General features: G+C 71.9%; 23 protein-coding genes. 10 read left to right on the forward strand and 13 right to left on the reverse strand.

Annotation, left to right across the window (positions count from 1 at the left end):
- Positions 1 to 110 precede the first annotated feature (110 nt).
- From IL992_RS12960 to IL992_RS13000, 9 genes are all read right to left on the reverse strand, one after another.
- On the reverse strand, positions 111 to 1,073 hold the full coding sequence (locus tag IL992_RS12960; protein ID WP_193203588.1) for an ABC transporter substrate-binding protein: 963 nt from the start codon (positions 1,071 to 1,073) through the stop codon (positions 111 to 113).
- Entirely contained in the window at positions 1,070 to 3,007 is a 1,938-nt protein-coding gene (locus IL992_RS12965; RefSeq protein ID WP_193203589.1) for an ABC transporter permease, read from the reverse strand. The genes IL992_RS12960 and IL992_RS12965 overlap by 4 nt, the downstream gene beginning before the upstream one ends.
- Positions 3,008 to 4,066: a quaternary amine ABC transporter ATP-binding protein gene (locus IL992_RS12970; RefSeq protein WP_319018522.1), complete on the reverse strand. Its 1,059-nt coding sequence runs from the start codon at positions 4,064 to 4,066 to the stop codon at positions 3,008 to 3,010.
- Between the two features lie 349 nt (positions 4,067 to 4,415).
- A complete protein-coding gene (locus IL992_RS12975; RefSeq protein WP_319018523.1) occupies positions 4,416 to 5,177 on the reverse strand; it encodes an SDR family NAD(P)-dependent oxidoreductase in 762 nt (253 codons plus the stop codon).
- A gap of 69 nt (positions 5,178 to 5,246) precedes the next feature.
- The gene (locus IL992_RS12980; RefSeq protein WP_193203590.1) at positions 5,247 to 7,529 is read right to left on the reverse strand and encodes a tetratricopeptide repeat protein; all 2,283 of its coding nucleotides are present in this window, start codon (positions 7,527 to 7,529) and stop codon (positions 5,247 to 5,249) included.
- Positions 7,530 to 7,595: 66 nt separating this feature from the next.
- Complete coding sequence (locus IL992_RS12985; RefSeq protein WP_193203591.1) at positions 7,596 to 8,363, reverse strand: SCO6745 family protein; 768 nt, start codon at positions 8,361 to 8,363, stop codon at positions 7,596 to 7,598.
- 72 nt (positions 8,364 to 8,435) lie between these two features.
- Entirely contained in the window at positions 8,436 to 9,248 is an 813-nt protein-coding gene (dapF, locus tag IL992_RS12990) for a diaminopimelate epimerase (RefSeq protein WP_193203592.1), read from the reverse strand.
- Positions 9,249 to 9,257: 9 nt separating this feature from the next.
- Positions 9,258 to 10,169 (reverse strand): tRNA (adenosine(37)-N6)-dimethylallyltransferase MiaA, encoded by a 912-nt coding sequence (gene miaA / locus IL992_RS12995; RefSeq protein WP_193203593.1) that lies wholly within the window; start codon positions 10,167 to 10,169, stop codon positions 9,258 to 9,260.
- A 28-nt stretch (positions 10,170 to 10,197) separates the two neighbouring features.
- Positions 10,198 to 10,731, reverse strand: a complete 534-nt coding sequence (locus tag IL992_RS13000; protein WP_193203594.1) for a methylated-DNA--[protein]-cysteine S-methyltransferase — start codon at positions 10,729 to 10,731, stop codon at positions 10,198 to 10,200.
- 41 nt (positions 10,732 to 10,772) lie between these two features.
- Here IL992_RS13000 and IL992_RS13005 point away from each other — a divergent pair, with 41 nt between their 5' ends.
- The gene (locus IL992_RS13005) at positions 10,773 to 11,477 is read left to right on the forward strand and encodes a class III extradiol dioxygenase subunit B-like domain-containing protein (RefSeq protein ID WP_193203595.1); all 705 of its coding nucleotides are present in this window, start codon (positions 10,773 to 10,775) and stop codon (positions 11,475 to 11,477) included.
- Here IL992_RS13005 and IL992_RS13010 read toward each other — a convergent pair.
- Both IL992_RS13010 and IL992_RS13015 read right to left on the reverse strand, forming a co-directional pair.
- The gene (locus IL992_RS13010) at positions 11,450 to 12,400 is read right to left on the reverse strand and encodes a ribonuclease Z (RefSeq protein ID WP_193203596.1); all 951 of its coding nucleotides are present in this window, start codon (positions 12,398 to 12,400) and stop codon (positions 11,450 to 11,452) included. The two genes, IL992_RS13005 and IL992_RS13010, sit on opposite strands and share 28 nt — an antisense overlap.
- A 51-nt stretch (positions 12,401 to 12,451) precedes the next feature.
- Positions 12,452 to 12,784 (reverse strand): MarR family winged helix-turn-helix transcriptional regulator, encoded by a 333-nt coding sequence (locus IL992_RS13015; protein WP_193203791.1) that lies wholly within the window; start codon positions 12,782 to 12,784, stop codon positions 12,452 to 12,454.
- Between IL992_RS13015 and IL992_RS13020 the strand changes: the two genes are divergently transcribed.
- Both IL992_RS13020 and IL992_RS13025 read left to right on the forward strand, forming a co-directional pair.
- Complete coding sequence (locus IL992_RS13020) at positions 12,699 to 13,445, forward strand: Rossmann-fold NAD(P)-binding domain-containing protein (protein ID WP_226872854.1); 747 nt, start codon at positions 12,699 to 12,701, stop codon at positions 13,443 to 13,445. The genes IL992_RS13015 and IL992_RS13020 overlap by 86 nt on opposite strands.
- Before the next feature lie 41 nt (positions 13,446 to 13,486).
- Entirely contained in the window at positions 13,487 to 14,374 is an 888-nt protein-coding gene (locus tag IL992_RS13025; protein ID WP_193203597.1) for a hypothetical protein, read from the forward strand.
- 25 nt (positions 14,375 to 14,399) lie between these two features.
- On the opposite strand, the gene miaB is transcribed toward IL992_RS13025, so the two are convergent.
- Positions 14,400 to 15,923 carry a tRNA (N6-isopentenyl adenosine(37)-C2)-methylthiotransferase MiaB gene (gene miaB, locus IL992_RS13030; RefSeq protein WP_193203598.1) on the reverse strand — a complete coding sequence of 508 codons (1,524 nt, stop codon included), beginning with the start codon at positions 15,921 to 15,923 and terminating at the stop codon, positions 14,400 to 14,402.
- 281 nt (positions 15,924 to 16,204) lie between these two features.
- Here miaB and IL992_RS13035 point away from each other — a divergent pair, with 281 nt between their 5' ends.
- The 3 genes from IL992_RS13035 (at position 16,205) to IL992_RS13045 (ending at position 20,541) form a co-directional block, all read left to right on the forward strand.
- Entirely contained in the window at positions 16,205 to 17,620 is a 1,416-nt protein-coding gene (locus IL992_RS13035) for a sensor histidine kinase (protein ID WP_193203599.1), read from the forward strand.
- A 124-nt stretch (positions 17,621 to 17,744) separates the two neighbouring features.
- On the forward strand, positions 17,745 to 19,931 hold the full coding sequence (locus tag IL992_RS48320) for a sensor histidine kinase (RefSeq protein WP_193203600.1): 2,187 nt from the start codon (positions 17,745 to 17,747) through the stop codon (positions 19,929 to 19,931).
- On the forward strand, positions 19,903 to 20,541 hold the full coding sequence (locus IL992_RS13045) for a response regulator transcription factor (RefSeq protein ID WP_193203601.1): 639 nt from the start codon (positions 19,903 to 19,905) through the stop codon (positions 20,539 to 20,541). Before IL992_RS48320 ends, IL992_RS13045 begins: the two co-directional genes overlap by 29 nt.
- A gap of 24 nt (positions 20,542 to 20,565) precedes the next feature.
- Here IL992_RS13045 and IL992_RS13050 read toward each other — a convergent pair whose 3' ends face one another.
- A complete protein-coding gene (locus IL992_RS13050; protein ID WP_193203602.1) occupies positions 20,566 to 21,162 on the reverse strand; it encodes a hypothetical protein in 597 nt (198 codons plus the stop codon).
- A gap of 221 nt (positions 21,163 to 21,383) precedes the next feature.
- Between IL992_RS13050 and IL992_RS13055 the strand changes: the two genes are divergently transcribed.
- The 4 genes from IL992_RS13055 to IL992_RS13070 are packed head-to-tail and all read left to right on the forward strand — an operon-like array spanning position 21,384 to position 24,597.
- On the forward strand, positions 21,384 to 22,139 hold the full coding sequence (locus IL992_RS13055) for an amino acid ABC transporter ATP-binding protein (RefSeq protein WP_193203603.1): 756 nt from the start codon (positions 21,384 to 21,386) through the stop codon (positions 22,137 to 22,139).
- A gap of 44 nt (positions 22,140 to 22,183) precedes the next feature.
- Complete coding sequence (locus tag IL992_RS13060) at positions 22,184 to 23,017, forward strand: glutamate ABC transporter substrate-binding protein (protein ID WP_193203604.1); 834 nt, start codon at positions 22,184 to 22,186, stop codon at positions 23,015 to 23,017.
- 33 nt (positions 23,018 to 23,050) lie between these two features.
- Positions 23,051 to 23,722 carry an amino acid ABC transporter permease gene (locus IL992_RS13065; protein WP_079312030.1) on the forward strand — a complete coding sequence of 224 codons (672 nt, stop codon included), beginning with the start codon at positions 23,051 to 23,053 and terminating at the stop codon, positions 23,720 to 23,722.
- Entirely contained in the window at positions 23,719 to 24,597 is an 879-nt protein-coding gene (locus IL992_RS13070; protein ID WP_193203605.1) for an amino acid ABC transporter permease, read from the forward strand. Before IL992_RS13065 ends, IL992_RS13070 begins: the two co-directional genes overlap by 4 nt.
- The last annotated feature ends 55 nt before the right edge of the window (positions 24,598 to 24,652 follow it).

Raw genomic sequence — 24,652 nt, forward strand, 5'->3', positions numbered from 1 at the left:
GCCTTCCGGGTGTTTGATACGCCGGGGGGGGGGGGGCCCGCCTGCAGGGGCGCTCCCCGCCCCCGGCGGTGCCCGCGCCCGGACGGGCGGGCGGAGTCGTGAGGCTCACATCACCTGGGCATCCAGGCCTGCCACTTGGCCGTGTTGGCCTCCACCCACTTCTTGGCGGCGTCCTCGGCCGACATGCCGTTGTTGGTGATGTCGTCGGCGACCGCGTTCTGATCGTCGTTCGTCCACTGGAAGTTCTTGACCAGCTCGTACGCCTTGCCGCCGGTGTCGGCGAACTTCTTGCTCACGATCTTGTCGAGGTCGTACGGCGGGTAGTCGCAGGCGACCTTCTTGGGGTCGCTGTCGCAGCCCTCCTCCCACACCGGGAGGTTGACCTTCACCAGCTTGACCTGGGTGAAGAGCCACTGCGGCTCGTAGAAGTACATGAGCAGCGGCTTCTTCTGCTCGCTCGCCTGCTTGGCGGCCTTGATCAGCGCGGCCTCGCTGCCCGCGTACACCACCTTGTAGTCGAGCTTGAGGTTCCTGACCAGCGCCTCGTCGTGGGTGACGAAGGACGGATCGCCGTCGAGAAGCTGGCCCTTGCCGTCCGACTCGGAGGTCTTGAACAGGTCGGCGTACTTGTTCAGGTTCTTGTAGTCGGTGATGTCGGGGTACTTCTGCACCATCCACTCGGGCACGTACCAGCCGATGACGCCCTTGTTGCCGGTGCTGCCCGCCTCGACGGCGACGTTCTTCTCCTCGATGTACTTCTTCTTGAGGTCCTTGTGGCCCCAGTTCTCGATGACGACGTCGACGGCGCCCGACTCCATGCCCTGCCAGGACGGCTCCTCGGCGAGCGTCACCTTCTCGACCCTGTAGCCGAGCTCGTGCTGCAAGAGGTAGGACACGACGGCGGCGCTGGCCTCGTAGCCCACCCAGCCGTTGATCGCCATCTTGACCGTGCCCGCCGCGGACGCGCCCGCGCTCGGCGCAGCCGCGGAGTCGTCCTCGACCTTGGCCCCTCCGCAGGCGGCCGCGCTGAGCCCGAGAACGAGAACTCCTGCGATCAGGCGTAACTTCTTCATGCGTTCCTCTTCTTGTCGGGAGAGCGGCGCCCGTTGGCGCCTTGCGTGATCCGGTCGAGCATGACTCCGAGGAGGACAAGGGCGACGCCGGCGGCGAGGCCCTTGCCGTAGTCCTCCTGCTGCGCGAACCCGGCCACGACGTCGTATCCGAGGGCCCCCGCGCCGACCAGCGCGCCGATCACCACCATCGCCAGCGTCATGACGATGCCCTGGTTCGCCGCCAGGAGCAGCGAGCCGCGGGCCATCGGAAGCTGCACCTTCCACAGCATCTGCCGGTCGGTGGAGCCCGCCGACCTCGCCGCCTCCATGACGGTGCCGGGGACGGCCCGCAGGCCGTCCTCGACCACCCGCGCGACCACCGGCACCGCGTAGATGAACGCGGCCATGATCGCGGTGAAGCGGCCGTTGCCGAACAGGGCCACGGCGGGCAGCAGATAGGAGAACGACGGCATCGTCTGCGCGGCGTCCAGGAGCGGCCGCAGCACGGCGGAGAACCACCGGGACCCGGCCGCCGCCACGCCGAGCGCGAGCCCGGCGGCGATCGTGATCACCGCACCGACCAGCACCATCGTCAGCGTCTGCATGCCGTGCTCCCACAGGCCGAGCGCGGCGACGCCCAGGAGGCAGGCGGCGGCGACCAGACCGGCCACCATTCCGCTCACCCGCCAGGCGAACACCAGCACCGCCGCCGTGACCAGCCACCAGGGAGCGCTGGTCAGCACGTCCTGCAGCGGGTTGAGCAGGCCGTACGCGACGGTGTCGTTGAGGAAGCCGGTGAAGGTGTACCAGTGCGCCTCGATCCAGTCGGCCACGTCGTTGATCGGCCGGATGATCTGCACCTGCCACTGCTCGGGGAACTCCTGCGCCAGCACGGGGGTCAGGGCGAGCCCGGCGGCCGTGAGGAGGGCGAAGCCGCCCCAGCGGATGGCCCTCGCCCGGGTCCCGCCCTCGCGCCGCTGCGCCGCCGCCCGCGTCACGCGGTCGAGCACGATGGCGATCAGCACGATCGCGACGCCGGGCACCAGCGCGGCGCCCACGTTGACCCGGGCGAGCGCCCGGATCAGGTCCTCGCCGAGGCCCGGCGCCGCGATCAGCGCCGTCAACGGCACCATCGACAGAGCCGCGGCGATCGTCTGGTTGACGCCCAGCATGATCGTGTTCAGCGCCAGCGGCAGGCGGACCTTGCGCAGCGTCTGCCAACGGGTGGCGCCCAACGACTCGGACGCCTCCACCGTCACACCGGAGACCCGCTCGATGGCCAGCGCGGTGATCCTGACGGCGGGCGGCATCGCGTAGATCGTCGTCGCGATCGTCGACGACGCCGGCCCGATGAGGAACAGCAGCACCATCGGCGACAGGTACGAGAACGTCGGCATGATCTGCATGACGTCGAGCACCGGCGTCACGATCCGCCGGACGCGGGGCGAGCGGCCGGCCCAGATCCCCAGCGGGATACCGAACAGCAGCGACAGGACCACCGCGGACAACGTCAGCGCGAGCGTTTCGACGCTCGCCTCCCAGAACCCGAGCACGCCGAGGCCGGCGAAGCCCGCGAGCGACACGAGCCCGATCCGCCAGCCACCCGCGAGCCAGCCGAGACCGGCGGCCAATCCGACGAGCCCGGGCCACCCCAGCGCGACCAGGGCGCCCTGGATCAGCGCGAAGACCTCCGCCGCGCCCAGGCGGAGGTAGTTGACGACGTACAGGAAGATGGGGTTGCTGTTGCGGTTGGCGTCCACCCAGTCGCGGGCGTCGTTGAGCCAGTGGAACAGGGTGGCGTCGTCGTCGTGCGGCAGCACGGCCTTGCCGCTGAAGGCCACGTAGAGGGCCACCCCCGCGACCACTCCGGCGACCGGCGCGACCCATCGCGGCAGGCGCCGGGCCGGCCCCGGGGTCTGAACGGGCGGCGCCACCTGAACAGGCCCGCTCACCATCTACGCCTCCCCGGGCGCGCCGGCGACGACCACGGGCCCGGGCTCGGGCCGCACCGCGCCGAGGAGATCGACGCGGCTGACCACGCCGACCAGTTCGCCGCCCGCGACGACCCGGATGGGCCGGTCGGAGGCCATCGCGGCCGGGACCGCGTCGTGGATCACGGTGTCGGCGGGGAGTTCGGGACCGTCGAGCGGCTCGTCCGGCTCGGGAGCGCGGGAGATCCAGCGCAGCGACAGCACCTGCGCCCTGGGAACGTCCCGCACGAAGTCGGCCACGTAGTCGTCGGCGGGCGCCCCGACCAGTTCCTCGGGGGTGCCCACCTGCACGATCGCGCCCGCCCGCATGATCGCGATGCGCTCGCCGAGCTTGAGCGCCTCGGACAGGTCGTGGGTGATGAAGACCATGGTCTTGCCGACCTCGCGGTGCAGCCGGATGACCTCGGCCTGCATGTCGCGGCGGATCAGCGGGTCGAGCGCGCTGAACGGCTCGTCGAACAGCAGCACCTCGGGGTCGACGGCGAGGGCTCGGGCCAGCCCGACCCGCTGCTGCATGCCGCCCGACAACTGCTCGGGATAGGAGTCCTCGTGGCCCTCCAGCCCGACCAGCGACAGGATGCTCCGGGCCTTCTCGTGCCGCTCGGCCTTCCCGACGCCCTGGATCTCCAGGCCGTAGCCGACGTTGTCCACGACCTTGCGGTGCGGCAGCAGCCCGAAGTGCTGGAAGACCATGCTCACCCGGTGGCGGCGAAGCTCCCGCAGTTGCTTGGCCGACATCGCGCGCACGTCCTGACCGTCGATGCGCAGTTCGCCCGCCGTCGGCTCGATCAGCCGGGTGAGACACCGCACCAGCGTCGACTTGCCGCTGCCCGACAGGCCCATGACGACGAAGACCTCGCCGGGCCGTACCTCGAAGCTGACGTCCCTGACGGCGGCGGTGCACCCCGTCTTCGCCCGCAGTTGCGCGGGCTCGAGGTCGGCGTCGGGGCTGCCGATGATCCGGTCGGCCTTGGGACCGAAGATCTTCCAGAGCCCGCGAACGTCGATCGCGGCTGTGCCCACTCTGATTCCCCTCACTTGGCGCTCGCCCGCGAGGCGGCGTGGACGCCCGGAAACGCCAAAGCACGGCGCGAGGCTGCCGCTCGCACGCCGTGAACGAAGAGCGGGGGGCCAACGACTCCTCAGGGCACATACACAGGCGTTGCGCTATGCGCAACACGCATCCTGTTTTGACAACAGGTCCGACGCTAGAGCTCCGCCGCCCTCAGATGGTGGGATATGTCACATAATCTTCATATCGTGATCGTCCGGTGATCTTTTCCCCTTAGGGCCCACCGGGGCAGTGAGGGCGCGGCGGCGAGGCGTGAGGAACGACCCCCGGAGAGGCGAGGCGGCGCCGGGAGGGCCGGGATCAGGTGGCGAGAATGCCTCCGTCGACCGGGAGCACCGCCCCGGTGACGTACGAACCGGCGTCGGAGGCGAGGAAGACGGCGGCGGCGACGAGTTCCTCCGGGTCGCCCGAGCGCTTCATCAGGACCCGCTGCTCCCGCATGCGGTCGAGGTAGCCGTCGGGATACTGCGCCGTCATCTCGGAGTCGAAGAAGCCCGGCTCCAGGCAGTTGACCCGGATGCCCCGGCGCGAGGTCCACTGCTGGGCGAGGTCGCGGGTGAGCCCGACGACTGCGGCCTTCGACGCGCTGTAGGCCGCCTGCGGCAGCCCGGCCGTGGTCTCGCCGAGCACGCTGCCGATGTTGACGATCGACGACCCCGGCCGCATGACCCGGGCGCAGGCCTGCGCCATCCAGTAGGTGCCGTTCAGATTGACGTCGAGCACGCGGCGGAACTCGCCGGGCGTCTCCCGCAGGGCGGGCACGGCCGTGCCGACGCCCGCGTTGTTGACCAGCACGTCGACGTGGCCGAACTCGCCCATGGCCGCGTCGACGAGGGCCTGGCACTCCTCGGGGACCGACACGTCGGTCGGGACCGCGAGGCAGCGGCGGCCGGTCTCCTCGACCAGCCGCCGGGTCCGCTCCAGGCCCTCGGGACGGCGGGCCCCGATCGCCACGTCGGCGCCCGCCTCCGCCAGCCCCCTGGCGAAGGCGACGCCGAGCCCCGACGAGGCCCCCGTCACGATGGCCACCTTGCCGTCAAGACGGAACCGGTCCAGGATCACGCCGCCTCCTCACTCAAGAATCGAACCCGACTCTAGAGGAAGGTTTCGCCAGGGCGACGGGCGGGCGGATCAGAGGCCGTACTCCTTGGAGATCCGCTCGTGCCGCTCGGCCTCGATGCCGACCTCGCGGGCGAGGTCGAGCCACGCCAGCGGGTGGGACCACTGCTCGGTGACGTCGTCGAGAACGGCGTCCAGCTCCGCCGGCCGCACGGTGGGCGGGATCGCGATCCAGCCGAACACGCCGGGAAGCTGCTCACCGGTGGCCGGGTGGGTGACGCGGTAGTTCTCGTCGCTGTAGACCCACATCGGCCAGCCGCGCTCGGCGAGGACCTCGTTGAACTCGGCCCACTCGTCCTCCGACGGCGCCGCGCCGTCGAAGAACCAGCTCGTGTAACCGCCCGGGCGCAGCATCGTCACCCCGGCGAACGGGATGACGAAGCTCTCCCGCTCCTGCTCGTTCTCCGGGATCGGCTCCAGCGGCCGGGGGTCGATCACGACGACGTCGCCCGCGTTGTACTCCATGCCGCGCGGCTGCGGGATCGCCAGGCGCGCGGTGGCCGGGCCGGTCCGTACGGCGAGCACCTCCCGCTGGCTGCCGTCGGGGGCGGGGAGGATCACCCGGACCAGGTGCCACTCCTCCTCGATCGGGCCCTCCCCCGGCTCGATCGGCATGCCGAGCTTGGTGCCCGCGGCGCGCACGGTCGCCCAGTCCTCCACCGCGGTGGACAGGACGATGAGCCGCCAGACGTCCTCCTCCTCGCCCTCTTCGGAGTCGAGCAGCGGCTTGAGGATCTCGGCCGCCTTGGCGTTGTCACCGAGCTGCTGGAGGGCGCCCGACCACAGGCGGCGCGCCTCCAGCCCGCCCTCGTGGGCGACCGCCTGCTCGGCCTCGGCCGCCGTCTCCTCCCAGCGCTCACGCGCGCGGTGGAGCCGTGCGAGCGCGAGGTGCGAACGGGTTTCCGGCAGCCGGCCCGCCAGGGTCTCCACCCGCTCGTCCTGCCGGGCCTCGATGAGCAGGCCGGTGAGATAGGAGATGTCCTCGTCGCCGGCGGCGGCGGGGTCGCCGTCCTCGACGATCGTCTTCCAGTAGATGTCGGCGCCCACCGGGGCGTAGCCGAGGAACCCGAGCGTCGTGGTGTGGCGCCGGGTGGCCTCGAGATCGGTGCCGGACAGCGGCCACAGCCAGCCCACCCACCGCTCGGGGTCGGCCGTGCGGCCGTCGGCGGCGTCGAAGTAGGCCACCAGCTCGTCGCGGGGGCCGGGCAACGGCAGCTCCTTGGCGGCGTCGGCCGCGGCGCGCAGCTCGGCCACCCGCTCGGCCAGTCCCTCGCTGACGCGGAGGTCGGCGATCACGGCCTCGGCGTAGTCGGCCAGCAGGCGGGCCTGCCACAGGCCCTGCCGGGCGACGGCCAGGTGCCCGGCCGTCAGTGCGAGCTCGAACCTGGCGCGGTGGCCGCCCACACTCTCGAAGTAGGCGATCCACTGGCGCAGGATGCGGCCGAGCTGCCAGGTGTTGGCGATCGAGCCGCCCGCGGTGAGCATGCGGACGGTGCGCGCCCACTCCACCCATTCACGCGCGTGGTCGCCCACCACGTCGAGGTCGGGCAGCGCGTCGACGGCCTCCTCCAGACGGCCGAGCGTGGCCAGCACCTGCGACCTGAGCAGGGCCTCGCGGCGGCCCTTCGCGACCGGGTCGTCCGGCTTGAAGCCGGTCGAGGCGTCGAGCGCGGCCAGGGCGTCGTCCGGGCGTCCGGCGGCGAGCAGGGCCCGCGCGGAGGCGGCGCCCAGCTCCCAGCTCGCCTCGCGTCCCTCGCCGCGCAGGCGCTCGACCGCCGCCTCGGCGTACGCGACGGCCTCGGCCGCCTGGCCCGCGTCGATCAGGGCCGCGACGTACTGCGTGGCCAGGCCGGAGAAGGCGAGGGAGTCCGGGCCGACGCCGTCGAGGGCCGCGCCGAGGGCGGCCAGCCGGGTCTCGGCGTAGCCGGGGCCGTCGGTGTTGGCCTGGGCCATCGCCAGGACCTCCACGGCGCCGGGGGCGGCGGGACAGTCGCGGACGTCGTCACGCTCGGCGAAGTCCGCCAGCGCGACGGCGTCGTCGAGCGCGGCCGCGCCGATCGCGCGGTCGCCCACCCGCCCCAGCAGGTGCCAGTAGCGCGCGAAGAACTCCAGCCACGGCTTCTCCAGCGTCTCGGCGTGCTGCGCGATCGCCGGCGCCACGACGTCGAGCTGGGCGAAACGGCCCTCCAGCGCCTGCGCGGGCACGTCACCCAGCGCCATGGCCAGCCCCGTGTTGCCCGCCTCGTGCAGTTCGCGCTGGGTGCCACCGACCCAGGCCCAGATGTCCACGTCCATGAGCAGTCAGTCTGCCAGGTCGCCGACCATGACCCAAACGAACGCGGCCTTCGGCTCACCGGCGCGTCAGCGCGCCCGGGCCGCCTGGGACGCCTCCTTGAGCAGAGTGCAGAGTTCGGCGAGCTCCGCCGGGCCGAGCGCCGCGTACGCGCGGGCGACGAGGTCGTCGGTCAGTTCCTCCGCCTCGGCCCTGCGCCGCGCCGCCTCCGCCGACGGCTCCGGGTAGGGCTCGGGCCAGGCGAGGAAACGGGCGACGTCGGAGGTGCGGTCGTACGGGACCGGGGTCCCGGTGTCGTCCGCGCCCACGAGGGTGGCCTGCAGCGGGTCGAGGCCGTGCGCCACCACGGCCGTCGCGTGCCGGGCGCCGCGCAGTTCCCGTACGACGTGGAGCAGGTGGGCCGCCAGGGCGGGTCCGCCGCCGGGCCGCGGCAAGGCCCGCCATCCGGCGAACAGCGGCGCGCAGAACGGGTCCGCGCCGTCGGCGACGGCGGCGAGCAACTCCGCCAGCCGGTCGGCGTTCCCGAGCCCGGCGAGCCTGCGCCGTCCCCAGTCGTGGCAGGCGCCGGCGTAGAGCGCCGCGGCCTCCTCGGCCGGGAGCTTGCGCCCGCCCTCCCACGACTCGCGGACGTGCCCGGCCGGGAAGAAGACGACCGCCGCGAGCACGACGTCGGCGTCCACCTCGCCGAGGACGCCGCACCTGCCCCGGAAGTACATCTCCCGCGGACCGAGGCCGTGGCGCTCGCACAGCGCCTTGACCTCCCGGGAGATCATGAAGCCCCCGCCGAGGGCCCCGATGGCCGCCTTCGTCTCCACCACCGCGTCACGCGGGTCCATGCGCCCTCCTAGGTCTACTCTCCAGACCCAGGGTGGCGGATCAGAATAAGGTTCTGCAAGTCTCCGAAACGATCAGAGGACGGCGGGCCACTCCCCCGAGGCGACGAGGACGGCGGGCCCGGCCAGGTAGCTCGTGTCCTCCTCCAGCGTGACGGTGACCGTGCCGCCGAGGACCCGGACCTCCCAGGTGCCGGTGGTCTCCCCGGCGGCGTGGGCGGCGGCGACGGCCGTCGCGACGGCCCCGGTGCCGCACGAGCGCGTCTCGCCGGAGCCCCGCTCGTGCACCCGCATGGTCACCTTGTGGTCGCCCACGGCGTTGAAGATCTCGACATTGACGCCCTCGGGGTAGTCCGCGCGGTCGAAGTCCGGCTCGCGGCCGAGGTCGAACCCGGCCACCGGCTCCTCCACGACGCACGCCAGGTGGGGGTTGCCCATGTTCACGTTCACGCCGCGGCACTCGCGCCCGTCGACGACCGCGCGGCTCTCCCCCAGCACCCGCGGCCTGCCCATGTCCACGGTCACGTCGCCCGTCGCGCCGAGCCGTACGCGCTTGAGTCCTCCGCGGGTGGCGACGGCGAACTCGCCGGGCGCCGCGAGGCCCGCGTCCACGAGGTAGCGGGCGAAGACCCGGACGCCGTTGCCGCACATCTCCGGAATGCCGCCGTCCGCGTTGCGGTAGTCCATGAACCACTCGGCCTCGCCGGCCTGCCCGGCCACCTCGGGGCAGAGCTTGGTTCGCACGACGCGCAGCACCCCGTCGGCGCCGATGCCCGCGCGCCGGTCGCAGAGCGCGACGACGTCCGCCGCGGACAGATCCAGCGTGGCGTCGGCGTCCGGCAGGATGACGAAGTCGTTCTCGGTGCCGTGGCCCTTCACAAACCGCATGGCAGAAGTCTAGGAGGCGCCGGTGATCACAGCGATCGCGCGGTCGGCCAGGTCGGGCGCGTCGAACGGCAGCCACACCACGCGAGGGTCGCGGCGGAACCACGACTCCTGCCGCCGGGCGAACCTGCGGGTGGCCCGCACCGTCTCCTCCCGGGCCTGCTCCTCGGTCCACTCCCCGGAGAGGAAGCGCAGCACCTGCGCGTACCCGAGCGCCCGGCTGGCGGTCCTGCCCTCGGCCAGGCCGCGCGCGGCGAGCGCGCGCACCTCGTCCACCAGCCCGGCCTCCCACATGAGGGCGACCCGGCGCTCGATCCGCTCGTCGAGGACCGGCCGCGGCACCTCGACGCCGATCTGCACGCTTTCGTAGACCGCGTCGTACGACGGCATCGTGGCGGAGAACGGCCGCCCGGACAGCTCGATGACCTCCAGCGCGCGGACGATCCTGCGGCCGTTGCTCGGCAGGATGTTCTCCGCTGCCACCGGGTCGAGGCCCTTGAGCCGCTCGTACAGGGGCGCCGGGCCGGTCTCGGCGAGCTCCTTCTCCAGCCGGGCCCGCGCGTCCGGGTCGGTCCCCGGGAACTCCAGGTCGTCGATCGCGGCGCGCACGTAGAGCCCGGAGCCGCCCGCCAGCACGGGCACCCGGTCGCGGGCGCGCAGGTCCTCGATCAGGGGGCGGACGAGCCGCTGATACTCGGCCACGCTGGCGGTCCGCGTCACCGGCCAGATGTCCAGCAGGTGGTGGGGAACCCCGCGCCGCTCCTCCTGGGTCAGCTTGGCTGTGCCGATGTCCATGCCCTCGTAGAGCTGCATGGAGTCGGTGTTGATCACCTCGCCGCCCAGCCGGAGCGCGAGCTCGACGGCCAGGTCGGACTTGCCCGCCGCGGTCGCGCCCACGACGGCGATCACAGGTAGCTGCCCCACACCCTCCAGTGTCCCAGCGGCGGGGAGGTCACAGGTCCCAGTCGAGGGTGGGCGGCAGGTGGCCTTCGAGGGTGAGCAGCCACCGCTTGGACTCCACTCCCTCGCCGCCGCTGAAGCCGCCGAGCCCGTTGCTCGCGACGACCCGGTGGCACGGCACGATGATCGGGATCGGGTTGGCGCCCATGACCGAGCCGATGGCCCGCGCCGGGACCCCCGTGCCGCTCCGCGCCGCCAGCTCCCCGTACGTCACCACCTCGCCGTACGGGACGGTGGCGAACAACGTGCCGAGGACCTGCCGCTGCAGCGGCGACATGAGCCGCCAGTCCACCGGGACGCGGAACTCCTTCAGCTCGCCCCGGAAGTACGCCGCCAGCTCCTCCCGGGCTGCGGCCGTACGGGCCGGGTCGTCGGCGACGGCCATCCCGAGGCGATCGGCGATGCGCTCCCTGAGCAGGGGGTCGTCCCGGAAGTGCGTCGCGGCGACCCCGTCCTCGGTGACGGCGGCGAGCACGTCGCCCAGCCTGGTCGGTACGGTCGCGAACGCCACCGTGCTGCTGTCCATGCGTCCATTCTGCGCGTCACCGGGCGGGGTAGGGTGATCGGGTGCTGGTCGCCGCTGCCGTCTGCCCGCATCCTCCGCTGCTCGTCCCGCAGGTCGCCGGGGCCGCCGCACCCGAGCTCGACGACCTGCGCGCGGCGTGCGCCGCGGCGGTCGGCTCGCTCCTGGACGCCCGCCCCGACGTGCTGGCCGTGGCCGGCGGCGCGGACGTCGCCGCGTCGTTCCCCGGGGACGCCGCGGGAACGCTGCGCCCGTGGGGCCCCGACGTCCGGGTCGGCCCGGGGGACCCCGTCCTGCCCCTGTCGCTGACGATCGGCCGCTGGCTGGTGGAGCGGGCGCACGCGTCCGGCTGCGACCTGCCCGCGCTGCGGTTCGAGGCGGCCGGATTCGACGAGCCGCCTGCCGAGTGCGCGGCGCTGGGCCGCCGCCTGGCGGAATCGGCGCGGCGGGTGGCGCTGCTGGTCATGGGCGACGGCTCCGCCCGGCGCACCGAGAAGGCGCCGGGTTACATCCATCCCGACGCCGTGCCGTACGACGAGATGCTCGCCGCCGCGCTCGCCTCGGGCGACACGGGTCGTCTGCTCGGCCTCGACCCGGACGAGGCGCGGGAGCTGTGGGCGGCGGGCCGGGCGGCCTTCCAGGTGCTCGGCGGCGCGGCGCGGGAGGCCCCCTCACCGGCCGCCTCCGAGCTGCTGTACGACGACGCGCCGTACGGCGTGGGCTACTTCGTCGCCCGCTGGGCCTGGTAGTCCCCGCGCTTCGGCACGGGGACGCGCATGAGGTCGCGCGCGGTCACGACGTCCCCCGCGTAGGACTTGCGCACCTCGTCCACGAAGCGTGGCTCGTCCGCCGTCGTGTACCGCTCGGAGAAGTGCGTGAGCACCAGCCGCCGCACCCCGCAGGCCGCCGCGATCTGACCCGCCTGGGCCGCCGTCAGGTGCCCGTACTGCGCGGCCATCGCGCTCTCGTCCGACAGGAACGTCGACTCGATCACCAGCAGGTCGACGCCGTCGGCGAGGGCGAACGCTCCGTCGCACAACCGGGTGTCCATCACGAAGGCCGCGCTCTGTCCCGGCCTGGGGGCGCTGCACTCGTCCAGCGTGACCGTCGTGCCGTCCGGCATCGTCAGCGAGCCGTTCCGCTGGAGCTCTCCGATCATCGGACCGCGCACGCCCCGCCTGGCCAGTTCCTCGGGCAGCATGCGGCGCCCGCCCGGCTCGTCCACGCGATAGCCGTACGACTGCACGGGGTGCGACAGCGGCCGCGCGGTCAGCGTCACGGGGCCCGACGGCCAGCGGACCACCTCGCCGGAGACCGGGCGGGGCGTGATCACGTCGGTGTCGGCGAAGGCCGACGCGTTGCGCAGCCTGCGCCAGTAGATCTCGCCGCTCGCGGGGTAGGCCGCCCGCACCTCGTGGTTCACCTTGTCCCTGGCGATCCGCTGGACCACGCCGGGCACCCCCAGGCAGTGGTCGCCGTGGAAGTGGGTGACGCAGATCCAGGTGACGTCATGGGCGCTCACCCCGGCGTGCAGCATCTGCCGCTGCGTGCCCTCCCCCGGATCGAACAGGAACCCCTCGCCGTCCCAGCGCAGCAGGTAGCCGTTGTGGTTGCGGTGACGCGTGGGCACCGCGCTCGAAGTGCCGAGGACGACAAGTTCACGAACGGACACACCGCCGATGCTAGGCGTTCACCCCGCCGCCCCGTCTCCGGCGCGGGGCTGTCAGGCGGGCCGGTCGGACGTGAGACGTCCGAGTAGTTCGATGAGGCGGGCGAGGTCGTCTTCGGACCAGTCCTGGGTGTGGGCGTAGAACTCCTTGCCCCGTTCCTCCAGGGTCGCCGCGACCCGCCGCCGGCCCTGCTCGCTGAGCCCGGCGACGATACTGCGCCGATCGTCAGGGGCGGGTGAGCTGTCCAGCAGGCCGAGCGATCGCATCTTGCCGATCGGGGTGCTGGTGGAGCTGCGGTCCATGCCGACGGCTTCGGCGATGACGCTGGGCCGTGCGGGCCCGAAGGCGTACAGCCAGCGCGCGATGGGGAACGCGGCCGGTTGCAGGTCGGTGTGGAAGTGCGCGGCGCTGCGCTCTCTCGCCCCCCTGGCTCCTCACCCGCGCACTCCTGCCCGCCTTGCGCCGGGCCCCGGCCGCCAGGATCGTCAACGTCGCTTCCCAGGCCTCCCGCCGGCAGGCACCCTCCGGCTCCCGCAGGACCTGACCGAGACGGTCCCGTTCACCACACGCGGATCAGCGCAGCACTACGGCAAGACCAAGCTGCTCGACATCATGTTCACCCTCGAACTCGCCCGCTGCCTGGCCGGCACCACCATCACCGCCAACTGCTTGGACCCCGTCAACACCACCGGCCTGGGCCGCGAGCTCCGCTTCGCCGCCACCCTTGAGAAGATCCTCACCCGGCTGTCGATCGGCGACCCCGCCCGCGGCGCCGGCCTGATCGTCACCCTCGCCACCGACCCCGCCTTCGCAGGCCGCACCGGCGGCTACTACACCGTCCGCAAAACCCGGCAGATCCAGCCCGCCTCACCCGGCGACGACCCCGGAACTTCAGGCCCGGCTGTGGCGCGAAACCGAACAACTCCTCAACAGGTGACTCCGATACATATCCCGGGAATTCCACCGAATTCCACTGGGATGGCATATCTGGAGTTCCCGGCAATTGACGGAACCACCGCTGGAATTCGCACGCGGCGGGCAGACTGAGAAATCGGAAACAACCGACCGCCGCACGGAAGAACACCACCTTGCCGGATTTCTCCCCCACTCCACGGCACCGGCGCGAGGGCCATCCCGTCCTCGCCCTCACGGGCGTGATCGGCGTGACCGCGATCGCCGGGCTCGGCGTCGTCCTGGCCGTCCTGCCCGCGCGGGACCCGGTGCCCTCCGCCGCCCGGCCGGTGGCCGCCGATCTGGGCGCTCCGGCCACACCGGCACGTCCGGCGCCGGGATTTCCCGCGGCCGGCCCCTTCTTCTCCCCCGCGACCGCCCCGCGACAACCCGCCTCCGAGCGGACGGAAACGGAACCGGAACGCGCGGCGGAGCACCGGGAGGAGACGGTAGAAACGGCGATGCGAGACGGCCCGGAAAGCGGGCAACCGGAGAGGGAACCGGAGCGAGAGCGGCCGGCGAGTCGACGCGGCGCGCTGCCCGGTCACGAGACCGAAGCGTCGCGGTCGTCCGGCCGCCACGCTCGGACGGCGAACCCCTCCACCGGGTCCCGGCCGCCCTCACCGGTCTCGTCGGCGCGGCGCGGCGGAAGCGACTCCATCGGTACGGCGAGCCGCACCGGGACGAGGGGGGCGCACGGGCCCCGACCCGCCCGGATCGCTTCCCCGGACACCTCGAAGCCGGCCGTACGGGGCCCTGCGACCGGCGACTCGGCGGCCGAGAACACAGCCACCAAGAACGCGGCGAACACGGCGGCCAAGGACACCGCACCCAAGGACACGGCGGCCCGGAACTCCACGACCACGAGCTCGGCTGCCCGGGACTCGGGCACGCGCAGCACGGCCGTGCCCCGCACCGGGGTGGACGGCGCGGCGCGCACCCGGATCCAGGACCCCTGCCTGCGGTTCGACGACGACCTGCGGCGCGCCTACTGCTACGAGGTCCTGCGCCGCCTCGCCCAGTGACCCGGCCGTCTCGGGGCTTCGTGCGTCAGACGGCCGAGCAGGCGGACGGCTCCGCGGGGAGCGGAGCGGGACGGCCGATGGTGGGCATCCCCAGGTTGACCGCGCTGCCCCGCTGCGGGGCGGCCTGCCGTGCCTCCCACGCGTCGCCCGCGCGGGTCCGCCGTACGGACAGGACCTTGTCGGCCACCAGGTGGTGCGGCGCGGCGTAGGTCACCTCGACCGTGACCATGTCACCCGGACGGGCGTCGGCGGCGGCATCGGCGGCGGCGAGGTGGACGAGGCGGTTGTCGGCCGCGCGGCCGGACAGGCGGTGGGTGGCGTCGTCCTTGCGGCCCTCGCCCTCGGCGATCAGCACTTCCAGGGTGCGCCCGACCTGCTTCTTGTTCTCCTCCCAGGAGATCTCCTCCTGGAGGGCGACCAGGCGCTCGTACCGCTCCTGGACGACCGCCTTGGGCACCTGGTCGTTCATGGTCGCGGCAGGGGTGCCGGGGCGGATGGAGTACTGGAACGTGAACGCGTTGGCGAAGCGCGACTGCCGCACGACGTCGAGGGTCTGCTGGAAGTCCTCCTCGGTCTCGCCGGGGAAGCCCACGATGATGTCGGTCGAGATCGCGGCGTCGGGCATCGCGGCCCGGACCCGCTCGATGATCCCCAGGTAGCGCTCGGACCGGTACGACCGGCGCATGGCCTTGAGGATGCGGTCGGAGCCGGACTGCAGCGGCATGTGCAACTGGTGCATCACGTTCGGCGTCTCGGCCATGGCGGCGATCACATCGTCGGTGAAGGCGGCCGGGTGGGGCGAGGTGAAGCGGACCCGCTCCAGGCCCTCGACGTCTCCGCAGGCCCGCAGCAGCTTGCCGAACGCCAGCCGGTCGCCGAACTCCACGCCGTAGGTGTTGACGTTCTGGCCCAGCAGGGTGATCTCCAGGACGCCCTGGTCGACCAGGGTGCGCACCTCGCTGAGGATGTCGCCGGGACGGCGGTCCTTCTCCTTGCCGCGCAGTGACGGCACGATGCAGAACGTGCAGGTGTTGTTGCACCCGACCGAGATCGCCACCCAGGCCGCGTAGGCCGACTCGCGGCGGCTCGGCAGCGTGGAGGGGAAGGTCTCCAGGGACTCCTTGATCTCGACCTGGGCCTCTTCGGCGATCCGGGCCCGCTCGAGCAGCACCGGCAACGACCCGATGTTGTGGGTGCCGAAGACGACGTCCACCCAGGGGGCCCGGCGGACGATCTCACCCTGGTCCTTCTGCGCCAGGCACCCGCCGACCGCGATCTGCATGCCCTCGCGGGCCATCTTGATCGGCCGCAGGTGGCCCAGGTTGCCGTAGAGCCGGTTGTCGGCGTTCTCGCGTACGGCGCAGGTGTTGAACACGACGACGTCCGGCGTCTCCCCTTCGGCCGCGCGGACGTATCCCGCGTCCTCCAGCAGCCCGGACAGCCGCTCCGAGTCGTGCACGTTCATCTGGCAGCCGTAGGTCCGCACCTCGTAAGTCCGGGTCGCGCCCTCGGCGCCCTGTGTCGTCACAGTCTGTGTGGTCGCAGTCATCGCACTACAAGGGTAGGCGCTTCCCCACCCCTGCCCGTACCGCGGACAGTGCGCACTCGATCGCGTACAGGGGCGACGACAGGCGGCGTCGTCACCGTGCGCCGAGCGCCCGGCCGGGTGCGGACGATCGCGGGTGCGGATCCGCTGTCATGACCCGGGCTCGCATCTGCCATTACCCAGGCTTGTGAAAAGCGAAAAGCTCGTTTTATTGAAGCGTTCATGTCTATGTGGTGCCCTTGTGAAGGCATCAGACCACGCTCCCCACGGATTGGCCTGTACCGATGTTGAACTGGAACCGATCATCCGTTCTCGTCCGCAGGACGGTTGGTTACTCCGCTGTCGCGGCACTGGTGTGCACCGGGGTCAGCCTGCTCTTCCTCGTCGTCGTGGGCAGCAAGGACGCCGACGCGGCCCGGGCTCGGGTCACCGGGGCGTGGGACCGAACCGTGCCCCTCATCAGGCAGGGATACCTCCCCCCTGTGCTGCCGGCCGGCCAGGACATCGCGATCCAGGTCCTGGACACACAGCAGCAGGTCGTCGCGTCCACGCCACAACTCGCCCGCAAGCCCCCGATGGCCACCTTCCACGCGACCAGCACGAACGTGCATGCCGAACGGGTGCTGTGCCCTCCGGCCGGGCTGAAGGGCTGCATGACCGTCTTCTCGTACAAGGTCTACCAGCCGGACGGGCCTTGGCTCCTCTACGTGGCGGTGCCCACGGTCCCCTGGTACGGGAACACCGCGGCGCTGACTTTCGCGATCGGCATGTCCCTGCTGACGACCGCGATGACGGCAGCGGGGACTTTCCATGTGGTCAAAAGGGATATGACCGCGGTGGACGCCATCCGCACGGAACTGGCGGAGATCACCGCCACCCATCTCCACCGCCGGGTCCCTGTGGCGCACAACAACCAGGAAGAGATCAAGCTCTTGGCCGGGACGGTGAACGACACCCTGGACCGGCTCGAAGGCGCGTACAAGCAACTGCGGCAGTTCACCTCGGACGCCTCCCACGACCTGCGCAGTCCCCTGACCGCCATGCGGGCTCAACTCGAAGAGGCCCTCATGCATCCGCACGACACCGACTGGCCGAAGACGACCGCGGCGGTGCTCGCCGGGGTGGACCGGCTTCAGGCGATCGTGACCGACCTGCTGACCCTGGCCAGGCTGGACGCCCGCGCCCCCCTCGACCTCAGTGCGACCGACCTCGGCCGGCTGGTCCGCGGCGAGCTCGACCGCCGCACCTACCGAATGGAGATCGTGAGGGATCTCCAGCAGAACGTCTTCGTCGACTGCGACCGGCTGCGGATCACCAGGCTCCTGGTGAACCTGCTCGACAACGCCGAGCGGCACGCCACCGCTCGGATCACCGTCAGCGTGCGGGCCGACGGGCCGACGGCGACGCTGGAGGTCCTCGACGACGGCGCCGGAATCGCCCCGGAACACCGGGAAACGGTCTTCGACCGCTTCACCCGGCTGGACGCCTCGCGCGACCGGGACTCAGGGGGGACCGGGTTGGGGCTGGCGATCGCGCGGGAGATCGCGGAAGCACATCAGGGCACCTTGACCATCCAGGACAGCGAACGGGGAGCACGGTTCGTCCTGCGCCTCCCCGTCCGCGAAGCGCCTCAGATCGCCGGCCGAAGCGAGCCTCGTGCCGGTCACGCCGGCCTTTTCAGTTTCCCTGTCCCACGATGAACAGGCTTCGGCGCCGCGACGACCCGGACGTCTCTGGGACATTGTCCTGTCGGTCTGGGCATTTCGGTCGCTAGCCTGAGCCCGACTCGGCGGTCGCGCCGGAGGCGCGCGAAGGAGGCGGGCAGTGCGGCGTACGGCGTGGGCGGTCTGCGTGCTCAGCCTGCTCCTGGTCGCCGCGGCCCTGGTGTTCGGCCACCGCAACGGCGCCGGGCTGTTCGCCCAGAGCCATCTCCTCTTCGTCACCGCCTGCGCGCTGGTCGGCGGCCTGATCGCCGCCGAACGTCCGGGCAACGCCGTCGGGTGGCTGATGGCGGCCTGCGGCCTGTGTTTCGCGCTGCTCGACGCGACCGGGCATTACGCGCTCGCCGGACTGCCGTTCGCGACCCCGATGGCCTGGCCGCAGACGTGGCTATGGGTCCCCGCCAACCTGTCGGTCGCCGCCGTGCCGGCCTTCTTCCCGTCAGGACGGCCGTCGTCGCCCGGCTGGCGCGCGGCCCTGTGGGCGCTCGCCGCGGTCGCCGCCGCGACGACCGCGCTGAGCGCCCTGCTGCCCGGCCCGAGCCACCAGCTCGGATGGGGCACACCGCTGCCGAATCCCCTCGGAGTGCCCGCGCTCGCCGCCGTCTCCCCGTTCGTCGAGCCGCTGACGACCGGACTCATGGGTGCCCTGTTCCTGACGGGCGCGGCTGGTCTCGTACACCGAGCCGGGCGCGGCGACGCCGGCGAACGGGCTCAGCTCAAGTGGCTCGGGTACGCCGCGGGGCTCGCCGGGCTGATCGTCGCGGGGCGGCTGGCCGCGGGGTTGTCGGACGGCGACCCGCGCTCCATCTGGCCCATCACCAGCCCGTTCTGGGAGCTTCTTGGGACGTTCGCGGCCTGCCTGCTTCCGGCCGCCGCCGCGGTGGCGGTGCTGCGGCACGGCCTTTTCGACATCGACCTCGTCATCAACCGCACGCTCGTCTACGTGCTGCTGTCGGCGTGCGTGTTCGGCGGTTACGTGCTCGTGGTCACCTATCTCGGCGCCGTGTTCCGCGCGGCGGACGGGCTGCCGGTGTCGGTGGCCGCCGCCGGGGTGGTCGCGCTCGTCTTCGCGCCGCTGCGCGAGCGGCTGCAACGCGCCGTCAACCTGGTGATGTACGGCAGACGCGACGATCCGTACGCGGCGCTGGCCCTGCTGGGCAGGCGCCTCGAAGAGGCGGCGGAGCCGGGCGCGGTGCTGGCCGCGGCAGCCCGGTCGGTGGCGGAGGCGCTGCGCCTGCCGCACGTCGCGGTCGAGGTCGCCGGAGGGCCGACCCACGCGTACGGCGTGCCCTCCCCCGGCGCCGTACGGCTGCCGCTCGTGCACCGGGGCGAGCCGGTGGGCGACCTGGTCCTGTCTCCGCGCCCGGGCGAGGGCGGGCTCGGCGCGAGAGACCGCCGGGTTCTCGCCGACCTCGCCCGGCAGACGGGGATCGCCGTGCACGCCGTACGGCTGTCGGCGGACCTGCAGCGCTCACGTGAACGGCTGGTGGCGGCCCGCGAGGAGGAGCGGCGGCGGCTGCGGCGCGACCTGCACGACGGCCTCGGGCCGACCCTGGCCGCGTTGACCATGCGGGCGGAGGCCGTGCAGGACATGGTGCGCGACCTGGACGCCCTGGCGATGCTCGAGGAGATCATGACGGACGCCCGCACGGCGATGGCCGACGTACGGACGCTGGTGGAGGGCCTGCGGCCACCGGCCCTCGACACGCTGGGCCTGGCCGGGGCGATCAGGTCACACGCGGCCCGGCTGCCCGGCGTCGAGGTCGACGTCGAGATCGGCGAACCCCTCCCGGCGCTGCCCGCGGCCGTCGAGGTGGCGGCCTACCGGATCGCGGCCGAGGCGCTGGCGAACGCACGCCGCCACGCCGGGGCCGGGCGGGTGCGCGTACGGCTCGGCATGACCGGCGGCGGCGTGCTCGAAGTGGAGGTCGCCGACGAAGGCGGCGAGCCGCGCGCGGACGGCGGTGGGAGCGGGGTCGGCACGGCGTCGATGCGCGAGCGGGCTGCCGAACTCGGCGGCACCTGCGAGATCGGCCCGCGGCCCGGTGGCGGGACGCGGGTGCTGGCCCGCCTTCCGGTGCCGAACACGGCGCAACACACGGCGCCGAACACAGCGCAACACACGGCGCCGAACACAGCGCAGCACACGGCAGAGAACGCGGCCGGTAACACGGCGCGGAACACGGCCTCGAACACGGCACAGGGCACCGCGCAGGACACGGCCGGTGCCACGGCATGGGAAACGGGACGGGAGGCGGCCGATGGAGCCGATCCGCGTGCTGCTGGTTGACGACCACGCGGCCTTCCGGGCGGGGCTGCGCGCGCTCCTGCGGCCGGTGGAGGAGATGGAGGTCGCCGACGAGGCGGCCAGCGGCGAGCAGGCCCTCGCCCTCCTCCCCCGCGTGCAGCCCGACGTGGTGCTGATGGACCTCGCCATGCCCGGCATGGGCGGGGTGGCCGCGACCGAGCGGATCACGAGGGACAATCCGCACGTGCGGGTCCTGGTGCTCAGCATGGCGGACGACGACGACGCGGTCTTCGCGGCAGTGCGCGCGGGGGCGCGCGGATACGTGCTCAAGGGCGCGCGGCGGGCCGAGCTCGTGCGTGCGATCCGGGCCGTGGCCGAGGGCGAGGCGATCTTCGGCCCCGCCCTCGCCGGACGGCTGATGGGCTACTTCTCCGATCTCGCCCGGAAGCCGGAGCCGCGCTTTCCCGAACTCACCCCGCGTGAGCGGGAGATCCTGGGCCTGGTCGCCGGCCATCTGACGAACGTCCAGATCGCGGCCCGGCTCGGGCTGAGCCAGAAGACCGTGCGCAACCACGTGTCCAGCATCTTCGCGAAGCTGCGCGTGGCCGACCGGGCCGAGGCGATCATGCGGGCCAGGGAATCGGGCCTGTAGCGGGCGGGCGCCGGCGACGGGTGCTCAGGCGGCCCGCCAGTCGTCCACCGGCATGCGCAGGACCCTCAGCGCGACGGCGCCGTACGCGGCGAGGTGGAACAGCGACCCGATGGCCTGGACGGCCGGCGGCTGCCCCATCGTGATGAACGGCCCGCAGGTCCCCGCGAGCGCCGCCACCGGGACCCACCACGGAGCCCGCCGCACCGCCGCCAGGCCCGTGAGGAGCACCAGCAGGCCCACATGGGTGAGGAAGCCCGGCAGGAGGACGCCGTACACGAACCCGCCGAGCGCGCCGGCCACCTCGGTCACCCGCGCGGCCGGGGCGTCCGGAAGGGTGAGCGCCAGCGCCAGGTCGTAGAAGTCGGTCATGAACAGGCAGGTGGCGGTGACCGCGCCGGTCAGTCCGACGGCCGCGCCGATGTTGCCCGTACGCGGCGCCCGCGTGCGGAGCAGATGGGCGAGGCCGAGGATCACCGGGACCAGGCAGACGGTCGCCCACTGGAACAGCAGCGCGCTGGCCTGCACCTGCACAGGACTGGCGCGGAACACCGCGGGATCGTGCTCGGTGCCCGGCGGCGAGGTCACGAAGGCCAGGCCGAGCAGGACGGGCCACGCCAGCATGGCCGCTCCCGCAACGGTCTTCCGAAACAGATCCGGATTTTTCAGCATCTGCGCTCCTACACGATGAGAGGTCGGCAGGAGCAAACCGGGACCGCGTCCCGGGCCGCATGGGGCGGGCCGTACGGACAAACCGGAGTGATGTCCTGAGCAGCCGGGATGTGATCTATTCGGTACCGGCCCGTTAGTGACTCGGCAGCCTTGACCCCCCTACGTTGTTGACCATGACGGAGATCAGTGGTTCCGACCCGCTTGTCAGGCTGGAGGGAGTCAACAAGCATTTCGGTCCCCTGCATGTGCTCAGGGACATCGACCTGAGCGTGGGCCGGGGCGAGGTGGTCGTCGTCATCGGCCCGTCCGGCAGCGGCAAGTCCACGCTGTGCCGAGTGATCAACCGCCTGGAGACGATCGACACCGGGACCATCGTCTTCGACGGCCGGGAACTGCCCGCGGAGGGCAGGGCTCTGGCCCGCCTGCGGTCCGAGGTCGGGATGGTGTTCCAGTCCTTCAACCTCTTCTCCCACAAGACGATCCTGGAGAACGTCACGCTCGGCCCGACCAGGGTGCGGAAGATTTCCCGGCAGCAGGCCGAGCAGCGGGGCATGGAGCTGCTCGAACGGGTCGGCATCGCCTCGCAGGCGGGCAAGTATCCCGCCCAGTTGTCCGGCGGCCAGCAACAGCGCGCGGCCATCGCCCGCGCGCTGGCCATGGACCCCAAGATGATCCTTTTCGACGAGCCCACCTCGGCCCTCGACCCCGAGATGGTCCAGGAGGTGCTCGACGTGATGACCGGCCTGGCCAAGGACGGCATGACGATGATGGTGGTCACCCACGAGATGGGCTTCGCCCGCCGGGCGGCCAACCGGATCGTGTTCATGGCCGACGGCCAGATCGTCGAGGAGGGGGCGCCCTCGGAGTTCTTCACCCAGCCGAGCACCGAGCGCGCCCGCGACTTCCTCTCCAAGATCCTCACTCACTGATCCCAGCTCACGACAAGCTCCACAAGAAGCGAAAGGTGACGCGGATGCGATTCGGAGCCGGCCTGCTCGCGCTGGCCGCCCTGGCCACCGGCCTCACGGCCTGCGGCAACTCCGGTGCGGACTCGATCGTCGACAAGGCCAAGAACGACAAGAAGCTCGTGATCGGCATCAAGATCGACCAGCCGGGCTGGGGGCTGAAGAAGCCCGACGGCAGCTACGGCGGGTTCGACGTCGACGTGGCGAGGTACGTCGCCAAGGAACTCGGCGTGCCGGAGAGCGGGATCACGTTCAAGGAGGCCCAGTCGGCCAACCGTGAGCCGTTCATCCAGCAGGGCCAGGTGGACATGGTCGTGGCGACCTACTCCATCACCGACGAGCGCAAGAAGAAGATCTCCTTCGCCGGGCCCTACCTGGTGACCGGTCAGGACATCCTCGTCCGCGCCGACGACACCTCGATCACCGGGGTCGACTCCCTCAAGGACAAGAAGGTCTGCGGCGCGCAGGGGTCGTCGTCGCCGAAGCGGCTCGCCGAGAAGTTCGGTGCGGAGTGGGAGTCCAAGAACCTCACCCAGCAGCAGGGGTACGGCGCGTGCCTGCCGCTGCTGGAGAACAAGCAGGTCGACGCGATCTCCACGGACGCGACGATCCTCGCCGGGTTCGCCGCCCAGTTCCCCGGCAAGTTCAAGCTGATCGGCCAGCCGTTCAGCGAGGAGAAGTACGGCATCGGCATCAAGATGGACGACAAGGCCGGCCGCGACGCGATCAACAACGCGATCGAGAAGTTCTTCAAGGACGGCAGCTGGCGCAAGGCCCTCGACGCCAACCTCGGCGAGTTCGGCAAGTACTTCACCTCGCCGCCGTCCGTCGAGAGGTACTAGAGCTCCGATAGCGGCACTGGAAGGAGGCCGGCGGTGGAGGCCGTCGTCGACGAGCTTCCCGTCATCCTCGGCGCGTTCTGGCTGACGGTGAAGCTCACGGTGGTCAGCGGGGTGATCTCGCTGGTCTGGGGGATCGTGCTGGCGGCCATGCGCGTCAGTCCGCTGCCGGTGCTGCGAGGGGCGGGCGCGCTGTACGTCAACGTGCTGCGCAACACGCCCCTCACACTGATCATCGTGTTCTGTGGTCTCGGCCTGGGCACGGTGATGAACGTCCAGTTCTCCCGGGACGACCTGTCGCTCAACAGCTTCTGGCTGTCGATCATCGGGTTGTCCGCCTACACCTCCGCCTTCGTGTGCGAGGTCGTCAGGTCCGGGATCAACACCGTGCCGCTCGGGCAGGCGGAGGCGGCCCGGGCGATCGGGCTGACGTTCCTGCAGACGCTCCGCCTGGTGATCCTCCCCCAGGCGGTGCGCACGGTCATCGCGCCGCTCGGGAGCCTGCTGAACGCGCTGGTCAAGAACACGACGGTCGCGGCCGCGATCGGCGTCATGGAGGCGGCGCTGCGGATGAAGAACCTGTTCGACGCCCACGGAGACGCGATCATTCCCATCTTCCTCGGCTTCGCCGCCGGGTTCGTCGTGCTGACCCTTCCCATGAACCTGCTGTCCGGCCGGCTGGCCCGGCGCCTGGCGGTGGTCCGATGACCGGGCGCGGCGCCAGCGTCCTCTACGACGTCCCGGGCCCCCGCGCCCGACTGCGCAACAACGCGCTGACCCTCGCGTTCGGCGTCGTCCTGCTGCTGGTCGCGTACTTCGTCTGGACGAAGTTCGACGAGAAGGGCCAGTGGGACGGCAAGCTGTGGCAGCCGTTCCTGCGGGCCGACACCTGGACCGAGCTGATCCTGCCCGGCCTGCTCAATACGCTGGCCGCCGCCGCGGTCGCCGCGGTGCTCGCGCTGCTGTTCGGGGCCGTGTTCGGCATCGCCCGCCTGTCGGATCACCGCTGGGTGCGGATCCCGGCCGCGGTGGTCGTCGAGGCCTTCCGCGCGGTCCCGGTGCTCATGCTGATCTTCTTCGCCCAGTACGGCGGGAGCCTGGCCGGGCTGGTCGTGACCGAGTTCGCGGCCGTGGTCTTCGGACTCACGGTCTACAACGGGTCGGTCCTGGCCGAGATCGTGCGCGCGGGCATCCTCGCCGTGCCGCGCGGCCAGGCCGAGGCGGGATCCGCCATCGGCCTGCGCAAGAACCAGGTGATGCGGCTGATCCTGCTGCCGCAGGCGGTCACCGCGATGATGCCCGCGATCGTCAGCCAGCTCGTGGTGCTGCTCAAGGACACCGCGCTCGGGTTCGTCGTGGCGTACGCCGACCTGCTGAACGCGGGCGCCCGCGTGGTGCCGGCCAACTACGCCAACCTGATCCCCTCGGTCATCGTCATCGCGGCGGTCTACATCGCGATCAACCTGGCGCTGGGCTATCTCGCCACGTGGCTGGAACGGCGCAGCAGGCGTAGCCGCAAGGTCGCGGCCGACCCGGCCGCCGCCGAGGCGGCCGCGGGCGGCGAGGTCGCGCTGACGCGCTGACCTGCAGAGCTCGCGGGTAAAGGCAGCTTTGCCGTGTCGCTGCTGGCCAGGGGAC

Source organism: Microbispora sitophila (assembly GCF_014892245.1).
Taxonomy (GTDB): Bacteria; Actinomycetota; Actinomycetes; order Streptosporangiales; family Streptosporangiaceae; genus Microbispora; species Microbispora siamensis.

Excerpts from the sequence above, each read along its gene's own strand:
- IL992_RS13035 (WP_193203599.1), top strand. The coding sequence starts at position 16,205 with ATGTTGAACTGGAACCGATCATCCGTTCTCGTCCGCAGGACGGTTGGT.
- IL992_RS13045 (WP_193203601.1), top strand. The coding sequence starts at position 19,903 with ATGGAGCCGATCCGCGTGCTGCTGGTTGACGACCACGCGGCCTTCCGG.
- IL992_RS12980 (WP_193203590.1), bottom strand. The coding sequence starts at position 7,529 with ATGGACGTGGACATCTGGGCCTGGGTCGGTGGCACCCAGCGCGAACTG.
- miaB (WP_193203598.1), bottom strand. The coding sequence starts at position 15,923 with ATGACTGCGACCACACAGACTGTGACGACACAGGGCGCCGAGGGCGCG.
- IL992_RS13070 (WP_193203605.1), top strand. The coding sequence starts at position 23,719 with ATGACCGGGCGCGGCGCCAGCGTCCTCTACGACGTCCCGGGCCCCCGC.
- IL992_RS12960 (WP_193203588.1), bottom strand. The coding sequence starts at position 1,073 with ATGAAGAAGTTACGCCTGATCGCAGGAGTTCTCGTTCTCGGGCTCAGC.
- IL992_RS13060 (WP_193203604.1), top strand. The coding sequence starts at position 22,184 with ATGCGATTCGGAGCCGGCCTGCTCGCGCTGGCCGCCCTGGCCACCGGC.
- IL992_RS13050 (WP_193203602.1), bottom strand. The coding sequence starts at position 21,162 with ATGCTGGCGTGGCCCGTCCTGCTCGGCCTGGCCTTCGTGACCTCGCCG.
- IL992_RS13000 (WP_193203594.1), bottom strand. The coding sequence starts at position 10,731 with ATGGACAGCAGCACGGTGGCGTTCGCGACCGTACCGACCAGGCTGGGC.
- IL992_RS12965 (WP_193203589.1), bottom strand. The coding sequence starts at position 3,007 with ATGGTGAGCGGGCCTGTTCAGGTGGCGCCGCCCGTTCAGACCCCGGGG.
- IL992_RS12985 (WP_193203591.1), bottom strand. The coding sequence starts at position 8,363 with ATGGACCCGCGTGACGCGGTGGTGGAGACGAAGGCGGCCATCGGGGCC.
- dapF (WP_193203592.1), bottom strand. The coding sequence starts at position 9,248 with ATGCGGTTTGTGAAGGGCCACGGCACCGAGAACGACTTCGTCATCCTG.
- IL992_RS13055 (WP_193203603.1), top strand. The coding sequence starts at position 21,384 with ATGACGGAGATCAGTGGTTCCGACCCGCTTGTCAGGCTGGAGGGAGTC.
- IL992_RS13020 (WP_226872854.1), top strand. The coding sequence starts at position 12,699 with ATGCCGACGGCTTCGGCGATGACGCTGGGCCGTGCGGGCCCGAAGGCG.